Raw genomic sequence first — 14,896 nt, forward strand, 5'->3', positions numbered from 1 at the left:
ACGGGGTACCCCACATACACTGGATAAATCCGGTGCATCTGTTCCCGCCGTCTGTGCAGGCTTTCTGTTCTTTTTCGCTTTCTGTTCTTTTTATTTTATTTCTTACTTCAGGAAGCTCTCAATGATAACCGATTCCGCCTCTTCCTCGTTCAGTCCGAAGGTGCGCAGCTTCACAAGCTGTTCGTCATTGATTCTGCCGATGGCCGCCTCGTGAATGATCTGAGCGTCCACATGCTTTGCGTCGATCTCCGGAATGGAGCTGATCTCCGCATTTCCCATGATGATGGAATCACACTGCACGTGCGCATGGCAGAGATTGCTTCCGATCGCCTTCGGGTGGAAGACCTGTCTCGACGTTCCTTTTCCGACAGAGCGGGACACAATTCTCGCGGAACTGTTCTCTCCGTTTAATTCCACATCCATGTTGGACACCGCAGTCTGGGCGTCGTCTGTCATCAGCTTTTCCGTCACAAAGAGCTTCGCATTATCGGCAAGCTCGATATAGTTTTCTCTCTCTGTATGATCTACACCTTTGATCTGCGTCGTCTCAAGCGTAAATACCGAGTTTTCTCCAACATAGATCTTCGTCACAGGATTGAGCACTTTCTGTCCGGTTCCGTTTCCTTCTGCGTAATGGTTCTCCACATATTTGACATTGCAGTCCTTCCCCACATGGAAGGAATGAATGCCGTCGTGGCGGGTCTCAGAACAGCCCTCGCCGTGGATGCCGCAGCCCGCAATGATCGTCACATCTGCACCGTCCTCGATGTAGAAGTCATTATACACAACGTCAACGCCTTCCTGGGACATAACAACAGGAATATGCACCTGTTCGTCCTTCGCCTCGCCGCTGATATGGATATCGATTCCCGGCTTGTCCTCCTTCGGCACAATATGAATATGACGGCTGTCCCCGCGGCACACTGCCATGCCGTTGAGCCTTAAGTTGTATGCTCCCTCCTGCTTAAAACCGTAGGAGTCAATCACTTTCAGCACATCTTCTGTCACCTTGTCAAGATCCGCTTTAAGCTCCATAGAGTTCACCTCCCTTTTGTCTCCTGCATTCACAGGAATCCAGTTCCTGTCCGAACAGTGTCGGCATAATCTCCGATGCAGCCCCGATGGATTCAACCTTTCCTCCTGAGATCACCATGATGCGGTCCGCCATCTGGATGATTCTCTCCTGATGCGAGATCAGGATCAGGCTCTCCTTTTTCTCCCTGTGAATCTGCTCAAAACGCTTGATCAGCATGGAGAAACTCCACAGGTCAATTCCCGCCTCCGGCTCATCGAAGATACAAAGTTTATGCTGCTTTGCCAGAACTGTGGCGATCTCGATCCTCTTCATCTCGCCGCCGGACAGCGTAGCGTCCGCCTCTCTGTCAATATACTCCATGGCGCAGAGCCCTACGCTGCTTAACAGATTGCAGCATGTCTTCTCGTCAAGCGGTTCTCCTGCCGCAAGAGAGAGAAGCCGTCTCACTGTCATTCCTTTAAAACGCGGCGGCTGCTGAAAAGCGAAGCCGATTCCTGCCTTCGCCCGCTCATCGATCGTACTTTCTGTAATATCCTGGCCGTCAAGCACAATGCGCCCGCCCGTCGCCCTGTTGATCCCCATCAGAAGCTTGGCAAGCGTGGACTTGCCTCCTCCATTCGGGCCCGTGATCACAAGCATCTCACCGTCATTTACTGCAAAACTCACATCAGACAAAATCTCTGACTGTTTTCCCTCTTCTACCACATCATATGATAAATGCTCTACCTGTAACATCCCGGTCTTTCACTTCCTTCTGTTTGTAATATAATTCTGCACTTCAAAATGCATCTGCCTTCACGCGGAAAATCTCCGGAAGATCTCCCGGTATCTGTCTGCATAAATACTCCCCCGTCTCCAGATAAAGGCGAACTCATGCGACACCGCAAAATCCTGCAGCAAGATCTTCTTTAACACTCCGTTTTCCAGGTCTTCCCGCACAGCAGCTTCATATAAAAATGTAATACCGCAGCCCGCTTTTGTCAACTCCCGGATCGCCTGGAGACTCCCCACTTCCATCGTTTTTCCGAAATCACCGATACTCAGATTATTCGCATCCAGATACCTCTCCAGCACCTCTCTCGTACCGGATCCTTCCTCCCTCAGAAGCAGACGCTCCCCAAAGAGATCCTCGATCCGCCGCGGTTCTTTCTCAAATGTATAGTCCGCGCTGCACACTGCAATATAATTCTCATCCGAATATTTCTGATAATCATATTCGTTCTTCTTAAAAAAGCCCTCCACAAAGGCAAAATCAATCGCGCCTTCGTCCAGCCGTTTCAGAAGTTCCTGCGTGTTGTCCACAATCATGTGAATGCCCGTGTCCGGATAGTCCGACAGATACTTTCTCAGTATCTTCCCCATCAGCACATCCCCTATCGTTTTCGTCGCGCCGAAACGGATCTCCGACTCTTCCTCGGCATTCTGCATCTCATTCTGCATGGAAAGTTCGTCGTGCATCATCGTCAGCGACGCATTCCGCAGAATCTCCCCCGCCCCGGTGAGCTTTAACTTCTTTCCCTCATACCGGAAAAGCTTCGTATTGTAATGCTTTTCCAGGAAACGGATATGCTGCGACACCGCAGGCTGTGTAATATTCAGTTTTTCAGACGCTCTTGTGAAATTCATGCACTGACATACTGCAAGAAATGTCTCCATTCTGAAATCAAGCATGTTCCTCTCCCCTTATCACGACGACACACTCGTTTTCCACTGTCTGATCCCGGGCGGAGTCTCATATGAAATCTCCGCCCAAATCTATTACTTAACTACTCCCTGAGCTCAATCATAACATATATTTATCATAAAATAAATATTAATAATTTTATTTTATGTATTTTTTATGATATCTTATATCCCGAAGGAAATCACTGGAAGAGTTCAAAACGGAGGGAAACTATCATGAATTTTATCAAGAACAACGGAGCCGGTCTTCTTCTCTGCCTGGCCATTGCTGTGCCGTCCTGGCTGCTCGGTCAGGCTGTGCCTGTCATCGGTGGGCCTGTGTTCGCCATCCTGATCGGTATGATCGTCACTCTGGCGCTCACAAAAAAAGAGCCGTTTACAGCCGGCATCAACTATACATCGAAAAAGATACTGCAGGCAGCCGTCGTATTTCTCGGATTCGGAATGAATCTGACCGAGATACTGGCAAAGGGAAAGCAGTCTCTTCCCATTATCATTTCGACAATCGCGACATCGCTGATCATCGCCTATATCCTTTTTAAGGCGTTAAAGCTTCGGACAAACAATGCGATTCTCGTCGGCGTGGGGTCGTCCATCTGCGGCGGAAGCGCCATCGCCGCGACAGCACCGGTAATCAAAGCGTCCGATGAGGAGGTAGCGCAGTCCATATCTGTCATCTTTCTTTTCAATGTACTGGCCGCGCTGATCTTCCCCACACTCGGCGGAATGCTCGGCTTAAGCAATGAAGGGTTCGGACTTTTCGCGGGAACCGCGATCAATGACACCTCGTCTGTAACCGCGGCCGCCACAGCCTGGGACGGCATTCACGGAAGCAATACGCTGGAATCCGCTGCTATCGTAAAAATGACAAGAACACTTGCGATCATTCCGATCACACTGGTCCTTGCCATTTACCGGGGAAAGAAAGCAGACAAATCGCAGGGCGGCGACTTCAGCCTGAAGAAGTCATTCCCGTTCTTTGTCCTGTTCTTTGTCCTTGCATCTGTTGTGACGACTGTGTTCCAGCTCCCGGACGCTGTGACAGATCCGTTCAAGACACTGAGCAAATTCCTCATTGTCATGGCCATGGCAGCCATCGGCCTGAACACAAATATCGTCAAGCTCATCCGCACAGGCGGAAAACCGATCTTCACCGGATTCTGCTGCTGGCTGGGAATCTCCCTTGTCAGTCTCGGGATGCAGCATATACTGGGAATATGGTAAAAAAACAGCAGAGCCAGACCGTTTTTCAGGTATGGCTCTGCTGTTTTTCTGTAATTGATTTCAGTTATATTGAATCCTGCTATATCCTGCCTGATACCGCTGTGCTCTACAGATTGCCAAGCAGTTTGTCAATGCTCACAAGCTTCACACTGAGCACGAAAATATCTGTCGCAACCGCCAGCTCCTCCGGAGTCGGATAGGACGGAGCGATACGGATGTTGCTGTCGTGCGGGTCTTTCCCATATGGGAACGTCGCTCCGGCACCGGTCATAACAAGCCCTGCCTCTTTTGCCTTCGCCACAATCGCCTTTGCGCAGCCGTCCATGGCGTCAAAGGAGATAAAGTATCCGCCCAGCGGTTTGATCCAGGAACCGATCTCCAGACCGCCCAGTTCTTTCTCAAGCACATCGATAACCGCCTCAAATTTCGGGCGCATGATATCTGCATGTTTCTTCATATGCTCCACGATTCCATGCACATCCTTAAAGAAACGCACATGACGGAGCTGGTTTACCTTATCATGTCCGATCGTCTGCACTTTCATCATGCCGCGGATCTCATTGAGGTTCGCCTCCGAAGCTGCCAGCGCCGCGATTCCGGATCCCGGGAAGCTGATCTTGGATGTGGAGGAAAACTTGTATACCATATCCGGATTGCCCGCTTTCTTGCACTCGGACAGAATCTCGATCAGATAATCCTGCTTATCCTCATACAGATGGTGAACGCAGTATGCGTTATCCCAGTAGATACGGAAGTCTTCCGCCGCCGGCTTTAAATTTGCAAAGCGGTATACTGTTTCATCGGAGTAAGTAATCCCCTGCGGATTGGAATATTTCGGCACACACCAGATTCCCTTGACGGACGCGTCTTCGCTGACAAGCTTCTCCACCATGTCCATGTCCGGACCTGTGGGAGTCATGGGAACATTAATCATCTCGATTCCGAAATGTTCTGTAATCGCAAAGTGTCTGTCATATCCCGGAACCGGACAGAGAAATTTCACTTTGTCCAGCTTGCACCACGGAGTGCTGCCGAGTACGCCGTGCGTCATCGAACGCGCCACAGTATCATACATCACATTCAGACTGGAGTTTCCGAAAATGACCACGTTGTCCTTCGGCACTTCCATCATATCCGCCAGAAGCTGTTTTGCCTCTGCGATTCCGTCAAGGCCGCCGTAGTTTCTGCAGTCCACACCGTCCTCGCATATAAGGTCAACGCCGCTGTGCAGTACGTCCATCATCCCCATGGAAAGGTTCAGCTGCTCTGCAGACGGTTTTCCGCGGGACATGTCAAGCTTGAGGCCTTTTGCTTTCACCTCTTCAAAACGGGCCTCCAGGCCGCTTTTCAGTTCCAATAATTCTTCTCTGCTCAAATCTTTATACGCAGTCATTGCAGGAATCCTCCACTCTTTCTCTGATTTTTTTGTCGCTGAATGCTATTGTATATAATTCTTGATGGTTCGTCAATGCTTTCCTGCATTTTTTATCGAAAAAGCGGGGATTTTTTCCATTCGCGTCCTTGTTTTTGAAGTTTTGCATGCTTTTTCATGCATTTTCCCCTTTTCAGTTCCCATTTATCCTGATGACCGCCTTCACAATATCCGCCTTTCTGCTGACGCTCTGGTCCATCGCCTCCTGCACGTCGTCCAGATCGAAGATATCCGTCACGATCCCTTTCAGGTTCACCTTGCCGGACGCAACCGCGTCGATCGCCATCGGATAAATGTGCCTGTAGCGGAATACCGATTTCAGCGTAATCTCTTTGTCAAGTATCATGCTTGTCGGAAGGTTCATATCCCCGCTCTTGCTGTATCCGACAAGAACGATCGTGGAGCCTTTCTTCGCGATGTGTACCGCCTGCCGTGCGGTGGCTTCCGATCCTGCCGTCTCGATCACAAGATCCGCCCCGCTTCCCTTTGTAAGCTCCCGGATTCTCGCCTCAACATCTTCGGTTCCTCCGTTGATGACTCCTGTCGCGCCCAGTTCCATCGCCTTCGCAAGGCGTTTCTCCATAAGATCAACCACGTAGACTTCCGAAACGCCTCTCGCCTTCAACGCCATCATGGATACAAGCCCGATACATCCCGCGCCCATAACGACCGCCTTCTGACCGAGATGAGCGTCTCCCTGAATGGCCGCGTGAAATCCGACAGCCAGAGGCTCGATCAGCGCTCCTTCCAGCGTGCTTACATTGTCCGGCAGCTTAAAACACAGATCCGCCTCGTGAGCCACATACTCCTGAAACACTCCGTCCACAGGCGGTGTCGCAAAAAAGACCACGTCCGGGCAGAGATTATACCGCCCCGTTCTGCAGAACTCGCAGTGTCCGCATGTCTTTCCCGGTTCAAGGGCCACTCTGTCGCCCACTTTCAGATGCTTTACACCTTTGCCGACTTCCACGACTGTACCGCCCGGCTCATGCCCCAGGACAAAAGGCGGCTCCACCACATAATCTCCAATCGCTCCGGTCTCATAGTAGTGAAGATCACTTCCGCAGATTCCGACGTACTCAAGCTTCACAAGCACTTCGTTCTCCTTCGGGACCGGAATCTCTCTCTCCTCAAATCCCATCTTCCCGATGCCGAGCATAACAGCTGTCTTCATCTTTCCGTCCATTTCGCGTCTCCTTTTCTAATTACTTTTATTAAATATTTTATAAATGTAATTAGATTATTGCACCGGGAAGATATTTTGTCAATATGGAATCCGTAAATAAAAGCGCTGCCCCGTATGCTGATGCATTGTACTTATATCTCCCCGTATACAAATAGGAAGTATCCACGTCGTAGTTATTGTATTTCATAATTTTTCTCGAAAGATCCGGCATAAATTCATCAAGATAACCGCCCACATATCCGCCCAGCACAATGCGGCAGTCAAAAATCATCCGCAGATTCGTGACCGATACAGCAAGATCGTCAAGGTACCGGTCCCACACTTTCCGCGCGCTGTCCTCCCCCTGCCTGACTCTGTCAAAAAACTCCTCCAGGCTGCTGCCCGCGTCATTCTGCAGGACAAGCGCCGAACAGTATGCATCCATACAGCCCTTCTTTCCGCAGTAACATCTCTTTCCGTCTTTTGCAATCACCATATGACCGAACTCGGCGCTTTTAAAATTCTCGCCCTCGTACATCCTTCCTCCGTAACAGATGGCACCGCCTACAGTATTGCTTAAGGACAGGTAAACCGCATTCTGATTTTCCTCTTCCCCGTTTCCTGTTCTCTCTTTCTGAACGATGCTCCCCAGTTCCGCGAAAGCCGCACTGCTGGCATCATTGATCACATCATACGGAACTCCCAGCCGGTCGCCCGCCTGACGGAATGTTACGTTTCTCACGCGAAGAACATGGGAATACAGAAGAAGCTTCTGGTCTCTGTCAACAATCCCCGGCAGGGAAAATCCGACGCCTGCGATCTTCTCCCTCTCCACTCCCGCGCGGCTGATAAAACCGGATACCTGTTCTGAGAGACATTCATAATAGGAAGTACTGTCCTCAAAGGGAGTTCTCACTCTCTCGGACGCCATAATCTCCTTCCTCGCATTCGCCATCACCATCGTGATGTGATTGCTTGTAAGATCGACTCCCACCGCATACCCCGCATCTCTGCGGATGGAGAGCGCCTTCGCCCTGCGCCCTCCGGTGGACTCATACTCGCCTTCTTCCTCCACAAGCCCTGCCTCCGTCAGCTCCCTGACATTCTGAAGAGTGGTCGGCATGCTTAAGTTAAGACATGAGGCGATCTCCGTCTTTGACGTACTCCCGCTGCGTGAGATAAATCTGGCAATCCTGATTCTGTTGCTGAGTTTCGGCTCTGTTCCCTTTCCGGAATATCGTTTCATCGTGTCCCTCCGTTTTCCGTCTTTTATAAAAGCAATTATATAACGCTTTCCGAATCCTGTAAACGAAGATTGCCGAGCACTTTTTCCAGTCCGGCACAGAGCTTTTTCGTCTCTTCATCCGGAATCCCTCTGCACATCCTCTCCTCCAGATTCCGGAATCCCTCCTGAATCTGTTCTGACTTCTGTCTGCCGGCCTCCGTCAGACAGATTCGGTAGGAGCGCCGGTTTTCCAGATCTCTTCTTCTTTGAATCAATCCCATTTTCTCCAGCTTATCCAGCACTCTCGACATTGTCGTAACATCGAGAAGACAGCCGTCCGCCACCTCCCGCTGCGTCACTCCGTCGTGTTCCTCAAGATACTTAAGGATTCTCGCCTGTCCCTGTCCGGGGGTAAGTCCGTTTTCGGTGAGAAGCTTCTGCACTTCCTTTCTCTTTCTCAGTTCAATCTCAAAAAGGATCTCTCGGAATCTCTGCTTTTCTGTCATTTCTTCCATCTCCTGCTTTTTCTTTTCTGTTTTCCGGAACAAATCAGTTTATTTTCGCCCGCCTTATCTGCTCAGTCCAGTTCATACGTTTCAGTCCAGTTCATACATTCCCGTGTAGAGCTGATAGTAGCGGCCTTTCTGCTCCAGAAGCTCCTCATGGCTGCCTCGCTCGATCACCTGGCCCTTTTCCAGCACAAGGATCGCCTCCGAGTTGCGCACCGTGGACAGCCTGTGGGCGATGACGAACACCGTCCGCCCTTCCATGATCGCATCCATTCCCTTCTCAATCAGCCGTTCAGTCCTCGTGTCGATGGAGGATGTCGCCTCGTCGAGAATCAGCACCGGCGGGTATGCCACCGCAGCCCGGGCGATCGCCAGCAGCTGCCTCTGTCCCTGGGAAAGATTGCTTCCGTCACTGTACAGCACAGTATCATATCCTTCAGGAAGCCTGCGGATAAAGGAGTCTGCATTGGCAAGCCGGGCTGCCTCTCTCACTTCCTCATCCGTAGCATCCAGACGCCCGTAACGGATATTGTCCGCGATCGTCCCGGTAAAGAGATGGGTGTCCTGAATCACCATGGCAAGAGATCTTCGCAGATCGTCCAAGCGGATTCTGCGGATGTCGATCCCGTCGTACAGGATGCGCCCTTCCTGTATCTCATAAAAGCGGTTGACCAGATTGATAATCGTCGTCTTTCCCGCGCCCGTCGATCCGACAAAGGCGATCTTCTGCCCCGGCTTCGCGTACAGACTGATCCCTGAGAGCACCTTCTTCTCCGGCACATAGCCGAACACCACATTTTCAAAGCGCACATCGCCCCGGAGCGGAATGAGCCTTCCGTCCTCCTCTTTCCAGGCGGGACCCTTTTCTGTATACACAAGGGTGACTGTACCGCTGTCTTCTTCCGGCTTCTCGTGCATCATATCGAAAATCCGTTCCGCGCCTGCCAGTGCGGAAAGGATGAAGTTGACCTGCTGTGTAAACTGATTTAAGGGGAGCGCGCTCTGGCGGACATAGACAAGATATGCGGCCAGGCTTCCCAGATCCATCATCCCCGCAATCGCGAGAAGTCCTCCGGTGCACGCGGATATGGCGTAGCACGCGTAGGAGAGGCTTACGATACTCGGAATCATCATGGAGGAATAAGCCAGCGCCTTTGTGGAGGCAGCCCGCAGATCCTCGTTTTTCTCTCGGAAGACCTTCATATCTTCCTCCTCATGGTTAAAGATCTTCTCTACCTTCTGCCCCGCCACCATCTCTTCCGCGAATCCGTTCACCGCGGCCAGATAGGCCTGCTGCCGGTCATAGTATTCCTTGCTTCTCTTTCCATTCCAGCGGATAAAGCAAAACATAATGCAGAGAAATACAATCACGATCAGCGCCATATGAACATTGAGCACCAGCAGCATGACAACCGTACCGACCAGTGTCAGGGAACTCTGTATCACAAGTGTAAAGCTGTTGTTTAACGCCTCCTGAATCGTGTCCACATCATTTGTAAAACGGCTCATGAGCTCCCCGTGGGTATGGGCGTCAAAATATCTGAGAGGAAGTTTCTGCACATGAGCGAAAAGATCCCGGCGGATATCGCCCACTACCTTCTGAGAAGTCTTCGCCATCAGGCGGTTGTACCCGAATGTGGCGGATGCCCCGCAGAAATACATGATTCCCATTCCAAGCAGTGCATAAACAAGCCCCCGGATGTCGCCGGGAAGGATAAACCTGTTGATCACCGGCTTTAAAAGGTACGTCCCCATCACACTGGCGCCGGTGCTGATAAGTACAAGCACTGCCACAATCAGAAGCAGCCATTTGTGGTATCCCATGTACCGGAACAGCTCAAGGAGCGCCTTTTTCGTATTTTCCGGTCTTTTGTACCCGGTATATTTTGCCATTACAGATCCGCTCCTTCCTTCTGAGATTCATAGATTTCCTGATAGATCCTGTTCCCCGCAAGCAGCTCCTCGTGCGTGCCGGTTCCCGCGATCTTTCCGTCATCCAGCACAATGATCTGGTCCGCATGGCGCACCGATGAGATGCGCTGTGCGATGATAATCTTCGTCATATCCGGAAGCTTCTCATCGAGCATCTTCCGGATTTTCGATTCCGTGGCCGTGTCAACCGCACTTGTGGAATCGTCCAGAATCAAAACCTTCGGCTTCTTTAAAATCGCCCGCGCGATACAGATACGCTGTTTCTGTCCGCCCGACACATTCACGCCGCCCTGTCCCATCTCCGTATCATACCCTTCCGCAAGCCGGTCGATGAACTCATCCGCGCAGGCGATCCTGCATGCCTCTTCGATCTCTTCATCCGAGGCATCCTTATCACCCCAGAGAAGATTCTCTTTCAGCGTACCGGAAAACAATGTGTTCTTCTGAAGCACCATGCCAATGGAATCCCGCAGGTGTCTCAACGGATATCTCTGTACCGGTTTTCCGTCGATCAGAAGGCTCCCCTCCGTAATGTCATACAGCCTCGGGATAAGCTGTACAAGGGTTGACTTCGCCGATCCTGTCTGGCCTACGATTCCCACGGTCTCCCCCGGCCTGATATGAAGACTGATATCCGAGAGAACATATTCCGCCGCGTCTTTGCTGTATTTGAAATACACATGCTGAAATTCGATCTCACCTTTTGTCACCCGGATATCTTCCGCATCATCCTCCCGTATATCGATCTCTTCATCTATGACTTCCATAATTCTTCTGCCCGACGCCAGTGACCGGGTCAGAAGCAGAAAGATATTGGAGATCATCATCAGCGAATTGAGAAGCTGGAGTACATAGCTCAAAAATCCGGTCAGTTCTCCTACCTTCATGCCGCCCGTATTGATCATGCTGCCCCCGAACCAGAGGATGCTGATAATCGTCCCGTACATAACATACTGCATCGCCGCCATATTGGTCATGGCCAGCTTGAACGCACGTTCTGACTGCGTCTGGAGATTCGTGTTTACTTCATTGAACTTTTCGATCTCATACTCGCCCCGCACATACGCTTTCACCACGCGGACAGCCGTCAGATTCTCCTGTATAATCCGGTTCACAAGATCAATGGCGCCCTGCATCTTCGTGTAGAGCGGACGCACGTTTTTGATAATGAGCCAGAGGCAAACTGCCAGCACAGGAGCTGCCACGAGGAAAACCAGCGCCAGTTCTGCATTGATGGTAAAAGCCATGACAGTCGCAGTAAGCAGCATAACCGGCCCCCTGCACGCAGGCCTCAGTCCGCTTGAGATGGAATTCTGAATATTAGTCACATCGCTTGTCATGCGGGTGACGAGCGAGGAGATCTGAAAATGATCCACATTGGCAAAGGAAAACTGCTGGAACTTCGCGTACTCAGCCTCTCTTAAATTGGCCCCAAGCCCCTGGCCCGCCAGAGCGGCGAACTTTGCGCTTCCGATTCCCAAGCCAAGGGCAATCAGCGCGCACACAATCATAATCCCGCCCTGCCGGAATATATACGCCCTGTCGCCGGACGCCACACCGATATCCACGATATCCGCCATGAGAAGCGGAATAACCAGTTCAAAAAAGCATTCCGCCGTAATGCACACGGCAGCAAGCGCCATATATTTTCTGTACTGCCGTGAATAGGAAAAAATACGTCTTATCATATCACCCGGATCCCCCCTGTCTTTTCATCTGCCGTGCTGCCGCTTCTGTACACATGCAGAATATTCCCGGCTGAATACCTGCTCAAAATACCAGGAGCCAAAAGCGGCTCAAAAAAGATGCGTACACAACAGTTGTATGTACAACTATTGTATGCGCATCTTTTCTCACTGTCAATAAAATCCATCATCCGCGTGCTGCAGATTCTTATGGCAAGACACAAAAAACACTTCACTTAGGCGCTATTTCATCGAGCGGTTTTCCGTAAACAAAATACGTGCGTTCCGCTTTCCTGCAAAATTCATCTGATATTTTCCCGTTTTCCCCCGCCTCTGCATAAAGGAGTCCCGGGCAGCGCTCACAGTACTGCTCGTATATGCAGGAAGAACATTTTTCCGGCTGTCTGAGCTGTTCCAGCTTCTCAAGCAAAGTATGCCATCTCTCCACAAATTTTCCCGGCACAAAAGGAACCGCCGGATCGGATAAAAAAGTACAAAGCTGCATACTTCCGTCCCATGTAATCCAGTAGCCGCAGCGGTAGCTTTTGCATACCTTCATAAAATCTGTACAGGGCTTTCTCGGGAATTTTCCGCCTGACTGTTCCCTGATTCTCCGGATCTCTTCCACTGGCGGAAGTGCAGGTTCAATCTGATGTTCTTTCGCTTTCGCCGAAGCGCCGCGGACCGGATTGATCAGGCTCGTCGTATGGATCATCGGAAGGTTGTTTTCTGCGGCAAAACGGTACATACTGTCAATCTCGTGCACATTTTCTTTTGTGACAGTAGCCACCAGATAAAGCGGAATGCCGGCTTCTTTTAGCAGTTTCACCGATTGTTTTACTCTCGTAAACCCACCGCTTATCCCGCACACCTTCTCATAGCCTGCATCACTCGCCCCGTAAAGGGTAAACCTCACCGATTTTGGCGGCCGCGCTTTCAGCCATGCCACTGTATCCTCATTGATAAGATACCCGTTTGAAAAAATCTGAATCAGGAACCCCATATCGTGCAGCGTCTCGTAGATCTCCCTGAAATCCGGACGTACAAACGGTTCTCCCCCTGTCAGCGTGAGTTCAAGCGTCCCTGCCTGCTGCGCCTCCCGGGCAAGTCCGATCCACTCCTGTGTCGTCAGTTCCCGTCCCACAGCGGGAATCTCGTCCGGCTTTAAATGCACGTAACACATATTGCAGTTGAAATTGCATCTCGGCGTAAGCTCAAATCCCCCTTTTAACGGGATTCTGTTTTTATATGCCTCATCTTTTAAATGCTGCATAAACTCGTCCAGCCCATACTCCCAGAATTCACATTCAGACATCGCTGCTTACTCCTTTTCCGATTTTCTCCGAGTCGACTTTTCCAGTTTCGTCAGTTCTCCTGCTTCTTTCTTCTCCCTGATGGCCAGTTCCTCCACCAGCACTCTGATCTTATGTTCCATTTGAGATATTTTGATCGTGAGCAGAAACACTCGGATCAGCAGGGCAAAAATAATAATCAGGAACACTGTATTTACTGTGGAATAAATTCCGAGGATATTTGAAACCACATTGGCAATATCCGGAAATATGCTGAGTAAAATCAAAAGGAAACAAAACACCAGCCAGAAAATGGTATCGTGGGTATCAACCTGCGCTTTCTTCAGTTTTCTTGAAATATAAATCAGTGTGGCAAGAGATGCCAAAACCAATATAATACGAAATACTGCTGACATATCTATCTCCTTAACGCAGCCAGTGGACTATAAGTATGGATGTACATGTATAAAACATGTATTTGATCGAATTTGTCACATTCAGATAACTTGCTCCGGACAGGCGTTCATCCATCACCGCCGGAATCTCCCGGACAGAGGCGCCGCTCTTGATCAGCGCCGCAAGAGTATCCGGCTCCGGATCATAATTCATCTGTGTAACAATCTTTTTCATAACACTTCTGCTGTAAAGTCTCATTCCTGATGTCGGATCTTTGATATGCTTTCCCGTTGTCAGGAAGATGCACAGACTGATCAGTCTGCTCCCAATCTCTCTCAAAGTTGTCCCTCTTCTGCCGCTTATATAGCGAGAAGCAATCACAATGTCACAATTTTTCTCTTTGGCATATTCGTACATAGGCTGTATGTATTCTGCCCGGTGCTGTCCGTCCGCATCGAACTGTACAACATAATCATAGCCGTTTTTTAACGCATAGCGGACTCCCGCCTGAAATCCGCCAGCAAGTCCCAGATTGATCGGAAGATCCAGTACATTGTATCCCTTCTCCAGACAGAACGACAAAGTGCGGTCTGTACTGCCGTCATTAATAATCAGATAGTCATACCGTGAACAATGTCTGCTGATATCTTCCATTACATATTCAATATTTTTTTCTTCATTGTAAGCCGGTACTATGATCAGTAAAGGGCTTATCTTATGTTTCTTTTTCAAGTTGACCATCCCATGCAGAAGCAGTGAACTATGTTGCCCCTGATTATAGTTTATTACAGAAGGAAAGGGCTTTTGCACTATTTTTATGCACAGCCCTTTCACCTCCTGTTTTTCTGTTATTTATTACTGTAAAGTATCTTATGTCTTATGCGCGGCAGCTGCTTCCGTCCAGAATCCATGATCCGGTGCTACCTGTATTCTGTTGATAAGCGGAACTCGCTGTCGCTGTACCTCCATTCATATACCATCCATACGACGTATCAATAATAATCTGACCATTCACATAAACCCAAATATTTCCTCCCGGATTAAAATAAACCTGCATTCTTTCATCTCCGCTTGCCGCAATATTCTCATCCATCTTTACGCTGAAAACTTTTACTTCCGGTGTTGTCCATGCTTTCATAATAAAACTCCTGTGAAAATTAAACAAAGGACACATTGATACTAATATTTATCCTGAATTATTCACGGCAATGTAATCACTCATGAATGAATCGAAGAAATTGCCGCAGTAGTTACAATAACCACATTTGCTCTTTCTGCCTATCGGTAAAGACTTAAAAAAGGGCAGACTTCACCTGT

General features: G+C 49.7%; 14 protein-coding genes. 1 reads left to right on the forward strand and 13 read right to left on the reverse strand.

Features of this window, described 5'->3' with window-relative positions:
• Positions 1 to 102 precede the first annotated feature (102 nt).
• The 3 genes from LKD70_RS12555 to LKD70_RS12565 are packed head-to-tail and all read right to left on the reverse strand — an operon-like array spanning position 103 to position 2,707.
• The gene (locus LKD70_RS12555; RefSeq protein WP_227708317.1) at positions 103 to 1,035 is read right to left on the reverse strand and encodes a SufB/SufD family protein; all 933 of its coding nucleotides are present in this window, start codon (positions 1,033 to 1,035) and stop codon (positions 103 to 105) included.
• On the reverse strand, positions 1,025 to 1,771 hold the full coding sequence (locus tag LKD70_RS12560; protein ID WP_227708318.1) for an ABC transporter ATP-binding protein: 747 nt from the start codon (positions 1,769 to 1,771) through the stop codon (positions 1,025 to 1,027). Before LKD70_RS12560 ends, LKD70_RS12555 begins: the two co-directional genes overlap by 11 nt.
• Before the next feature lie 60 nt (positions 1,772 to 1,831).
• Positions 1,832 to 2,707 carry a LysR family transcriptional regulator gene (locus LKD70_RS12565; RefSeq protein WP_227708319.1) on the reverse strand — a complete coding sequence of 292 codons (876 nt, stop codon included), beginning with the start codon at positions 2,705 to 2,707 and terminating at the stop codon, positions 1,832 to 1,834.
• A gap of 228 nt (positions 2,708 to 2,935) precedes the next feature.
• Between LKD70_RS12565 and LKD70_RS12570 the strand changes: the two genes are divergently transcribed.
• Positions 2,936 to 3,943 carry a YeiH family protein gene (locus LKD70_RS12570; protein ID WP_227708320.1) on the forward strand — a complete coding sequence of 336 codons (1,008 nt, stop codon included), beginning with the start codon at positions 2,936 to 2,938 and terminating at the stop codon, positions 3,941 to 3,943.
• Positions 3,944 to 4,049: 106 nt separating this feature from the next.
• Here LKD70_RS12570 and LKD70_RS12575 read toward each other — a convergent pair whose 3' ends face one another.
• The 10 genes from LKD70_RS12575 to LKD70_RS12620 form a co-directional block, all read right to left on the reverse strand.
• Entirely contained in the window at positions 4,050 to 5,336 is a 1,287-nt protein-coding gene (locus LKD70_RS12575) for an aminotransferase class I/II-fold pyridoxal phosphate-dependent enzyme (protein ID WP_227708321.1), read from the reverse strand.
• Positions 5,337 to 5,508: 172 nt separating this feature from the next.
• Positions 5,509 to 6,561: an NAD(P)-dependent alcohol dehydrogenase gene (locus tag LKD70_RS12580; protein WP_227708322.1), complete on the reverse strand. Its 1,053-nt coding sequence runs from the start codon at positions 6,559 to 6,561 to the stop codon at positions 5,509 to 5,511.
• 49 nt (positions 6,562 to 6,610) lie between these two features.
• Positions 6,611 to 7,786, reverse strand: coding sequence for an ROK family transcriptional regulator (locus LKD70_RS12585; RefSeq protein WP_227708323.1), 1,176 nt, complete (start codon positions 7,784 to 7,786; stop codon positions 6,611 to 6,613).
• Positions 7,787 to 7,821: 35 nt separating this feature from the next.
• Positions 7,822 to 8,271, reverse strand: coding sequence for a MarR family winged helix-turn-helix transcriptional regulator (locus LKD70_RS12590; RefSeq protein ID WP_227708324.1), 450 nt, complete (start codon positions 8,269 to 8,271; stop codon positions 7,822 to 7,824).
• 90 nt (positions 8,272 to 8,361) lie between these two features.
• Entirely contained in the window at positions 8,362 to 10,167 is a 1,806-nt protein-coding gene (locus tag LKD70_RS12595; protein ID WP_227708325.1) for an ABC transporter ATP-binding protein, read from the reverse strand.
• A complete protein-coding gene (locus LKD70_RS12600) occupies positions 10,167 to 11,894 on the reverse strand; it encodes an ABC transporter ATP-binding protein (RefSeq protein ID WP_265104840.1) in 1,728 nt (575 codons plus the stop codon). Before LKD70_RS12600 ends, LKD70_RS12595 begins: the two co-directional genes overlap by 1 nt.
• A gap of 229 nt (positions 11,895 to 12,123) precedes the next feature.
• Positions 12,124 to 13,206 (reverse strand): radical SAM protein, encoded by a 1,083-nt coding sequence (locus LKD70_RS12605; RefSeq protein ID WP_227708326.1) that lies wholly within the window; start codon positions 13,204 to 13,206, stop codon positions 12,124 to 12,126.
• 6 nt (positions 13,207 to 13,212) lie between these two features.
• A complete protein-coding gene (locus tag LKD70_RS12610) occupies positions 13,213 to 13,599 on the reverse strand; it encodes a DUF2304 domain-containing protein (protein ID WP_227708327.1) in 387 nt (128 codons plus the stop codon).
• Between the two features lie 10 nt (positions 13,600 to 13,609).
• Complete coding sequence (locus LKD70_RS12615; RefSeq protein ID WP_265104841.1) at positions 13,610 to 14,311, reverse strand: glycosyltransferase family 2 protein; 702 nt, start codon at positions 14,309 to 14,311, stop codon at positions 13,610 to 13,612.
• Positions 14,312 to 14,456: 145 nt separating this feature from the next.
• Positions 14,457 to 14,717, reverse strand: a complete 261-nt coding sequence (locus tag LKD70_RS12620) for a hypothetical protein (RefSeq protein ID WP_227708328.1) — start codon at positions 14,715 to 14,717, stop codon at positions 14,457 to 14,459.
• Positions 14,718 to 14,896 lie beyond the last annotated feature (179 nt).

The organism is Ruminococcus turbiniformis, from assembly GCF_020687545.1.
In the GTDB taxonomy this organism is placed as follows: Bacteria; Bacillota; Clostridia; order Lachnospirales; family Lachnospiraceae; genus Mediterraneibacter; species Mediterraneibacter turbiniformis.

What these genes read in the sequence shown, in the direction of transcription:
- LKD70_RS12555 (WP_227708317.1), bottom strand. Translation starts at nt 1,035, where the DNA reads ATGGAGCTTAAAGCGGATCTTGACAAGGTGACAGAAGATGTGCTGAAA.
- LKD70_RS12560 (WP_227708318.1), bottom strand. Translation starts at nt 1,771, where the DNA reads ATGTTACAGGTAGAGCATTTATCATATGATGTGGTAGAAGAGGGAAAA.
- LKD70_RS12565 (WP_227708319.1), bottom strand. Translation starts at nt 2,707, where the DNA reads ATGCTTGATTTCAGAATGGAGACATTTCTTGCAGTATGTCAGTGCATG.
- LKD70_RS12570 (WP_227708320.1), top strand. Translation starts at nt 2,936, where the DNA reads ATGAATTTTATCAAGAACAACGGAGCCGGTCTTCTTCTCTGCCTGGCC.
- LKD70_RS12575 (WP_227708321.1), bottom strand. Translation starts at nt 5,336, where the DNA reads ATGACTGCGTATAAAGATTTGAGCAGAGAAGAATTATTGGAACTGAAA.
- LKD70_RS12580 (WP_227708322.1), bottom strand. Translation starts at nt 6,561, where the DNA reads ATGGACGGAAAGATGAAGACAGCTGTTATGCTCGGCATCGGGAAGATG.
- LKD70_RS12585 (WP_227708323.1), bottom strand. Translation starts at nt 7,786, where the DNA reads ATGAAACGATATTCCGGAAAGGGAACAGAGCCGAAACTCAGCAACAGA.
- LKD70_RS12590 (WP_227708324.1), bottom strand. Translation starts at nt 8,271, where the DNA reads ATGACAGAAAAGCAGAGATTCCGAGAGATCCTTTTTGAGATTGAACTG.
- LKD70_RS12595 (WP_227708325.1), bottom strand. Translation starts at nt 10,167, where the DNA reads ATGGCAAAATATACCGGGTACAAAAGACCGGAAAATACGAAAAAGGCG.
- LKD70_RS12600 (WP_265104840.1), bottom strand. Translation starts at nt 11,894, where the DNA reads ATGATAAGACGTATTTTTTCCTATTCACGGCAGTACAGAAAATATATG.
- LKD70_RS12605 (WP_227708326.1), bottom strand. Translation starts at nt 13,206, where the DNA reads ATGTCTGAATGTGAATTCTGGGAGTATGGGCTGGACGAGTTTATGCAG.
- LKD70_RS12610 (WP_227708327.1), bottom strand. Translation starts at nt 13,599, where the DNA reads ATGTCAGCAGTATTTCGTATTATATTGGTTTTGGCATCTCTTGCCACA.
- LKD70_RS12620 (WP_227708328.1), bottom strand. Translation starts at nt 14,717, where the DNA reads ATGAAAGCATGGACAACACCGGAAGTAAAAGTTTTCAGCGTAAAGATG.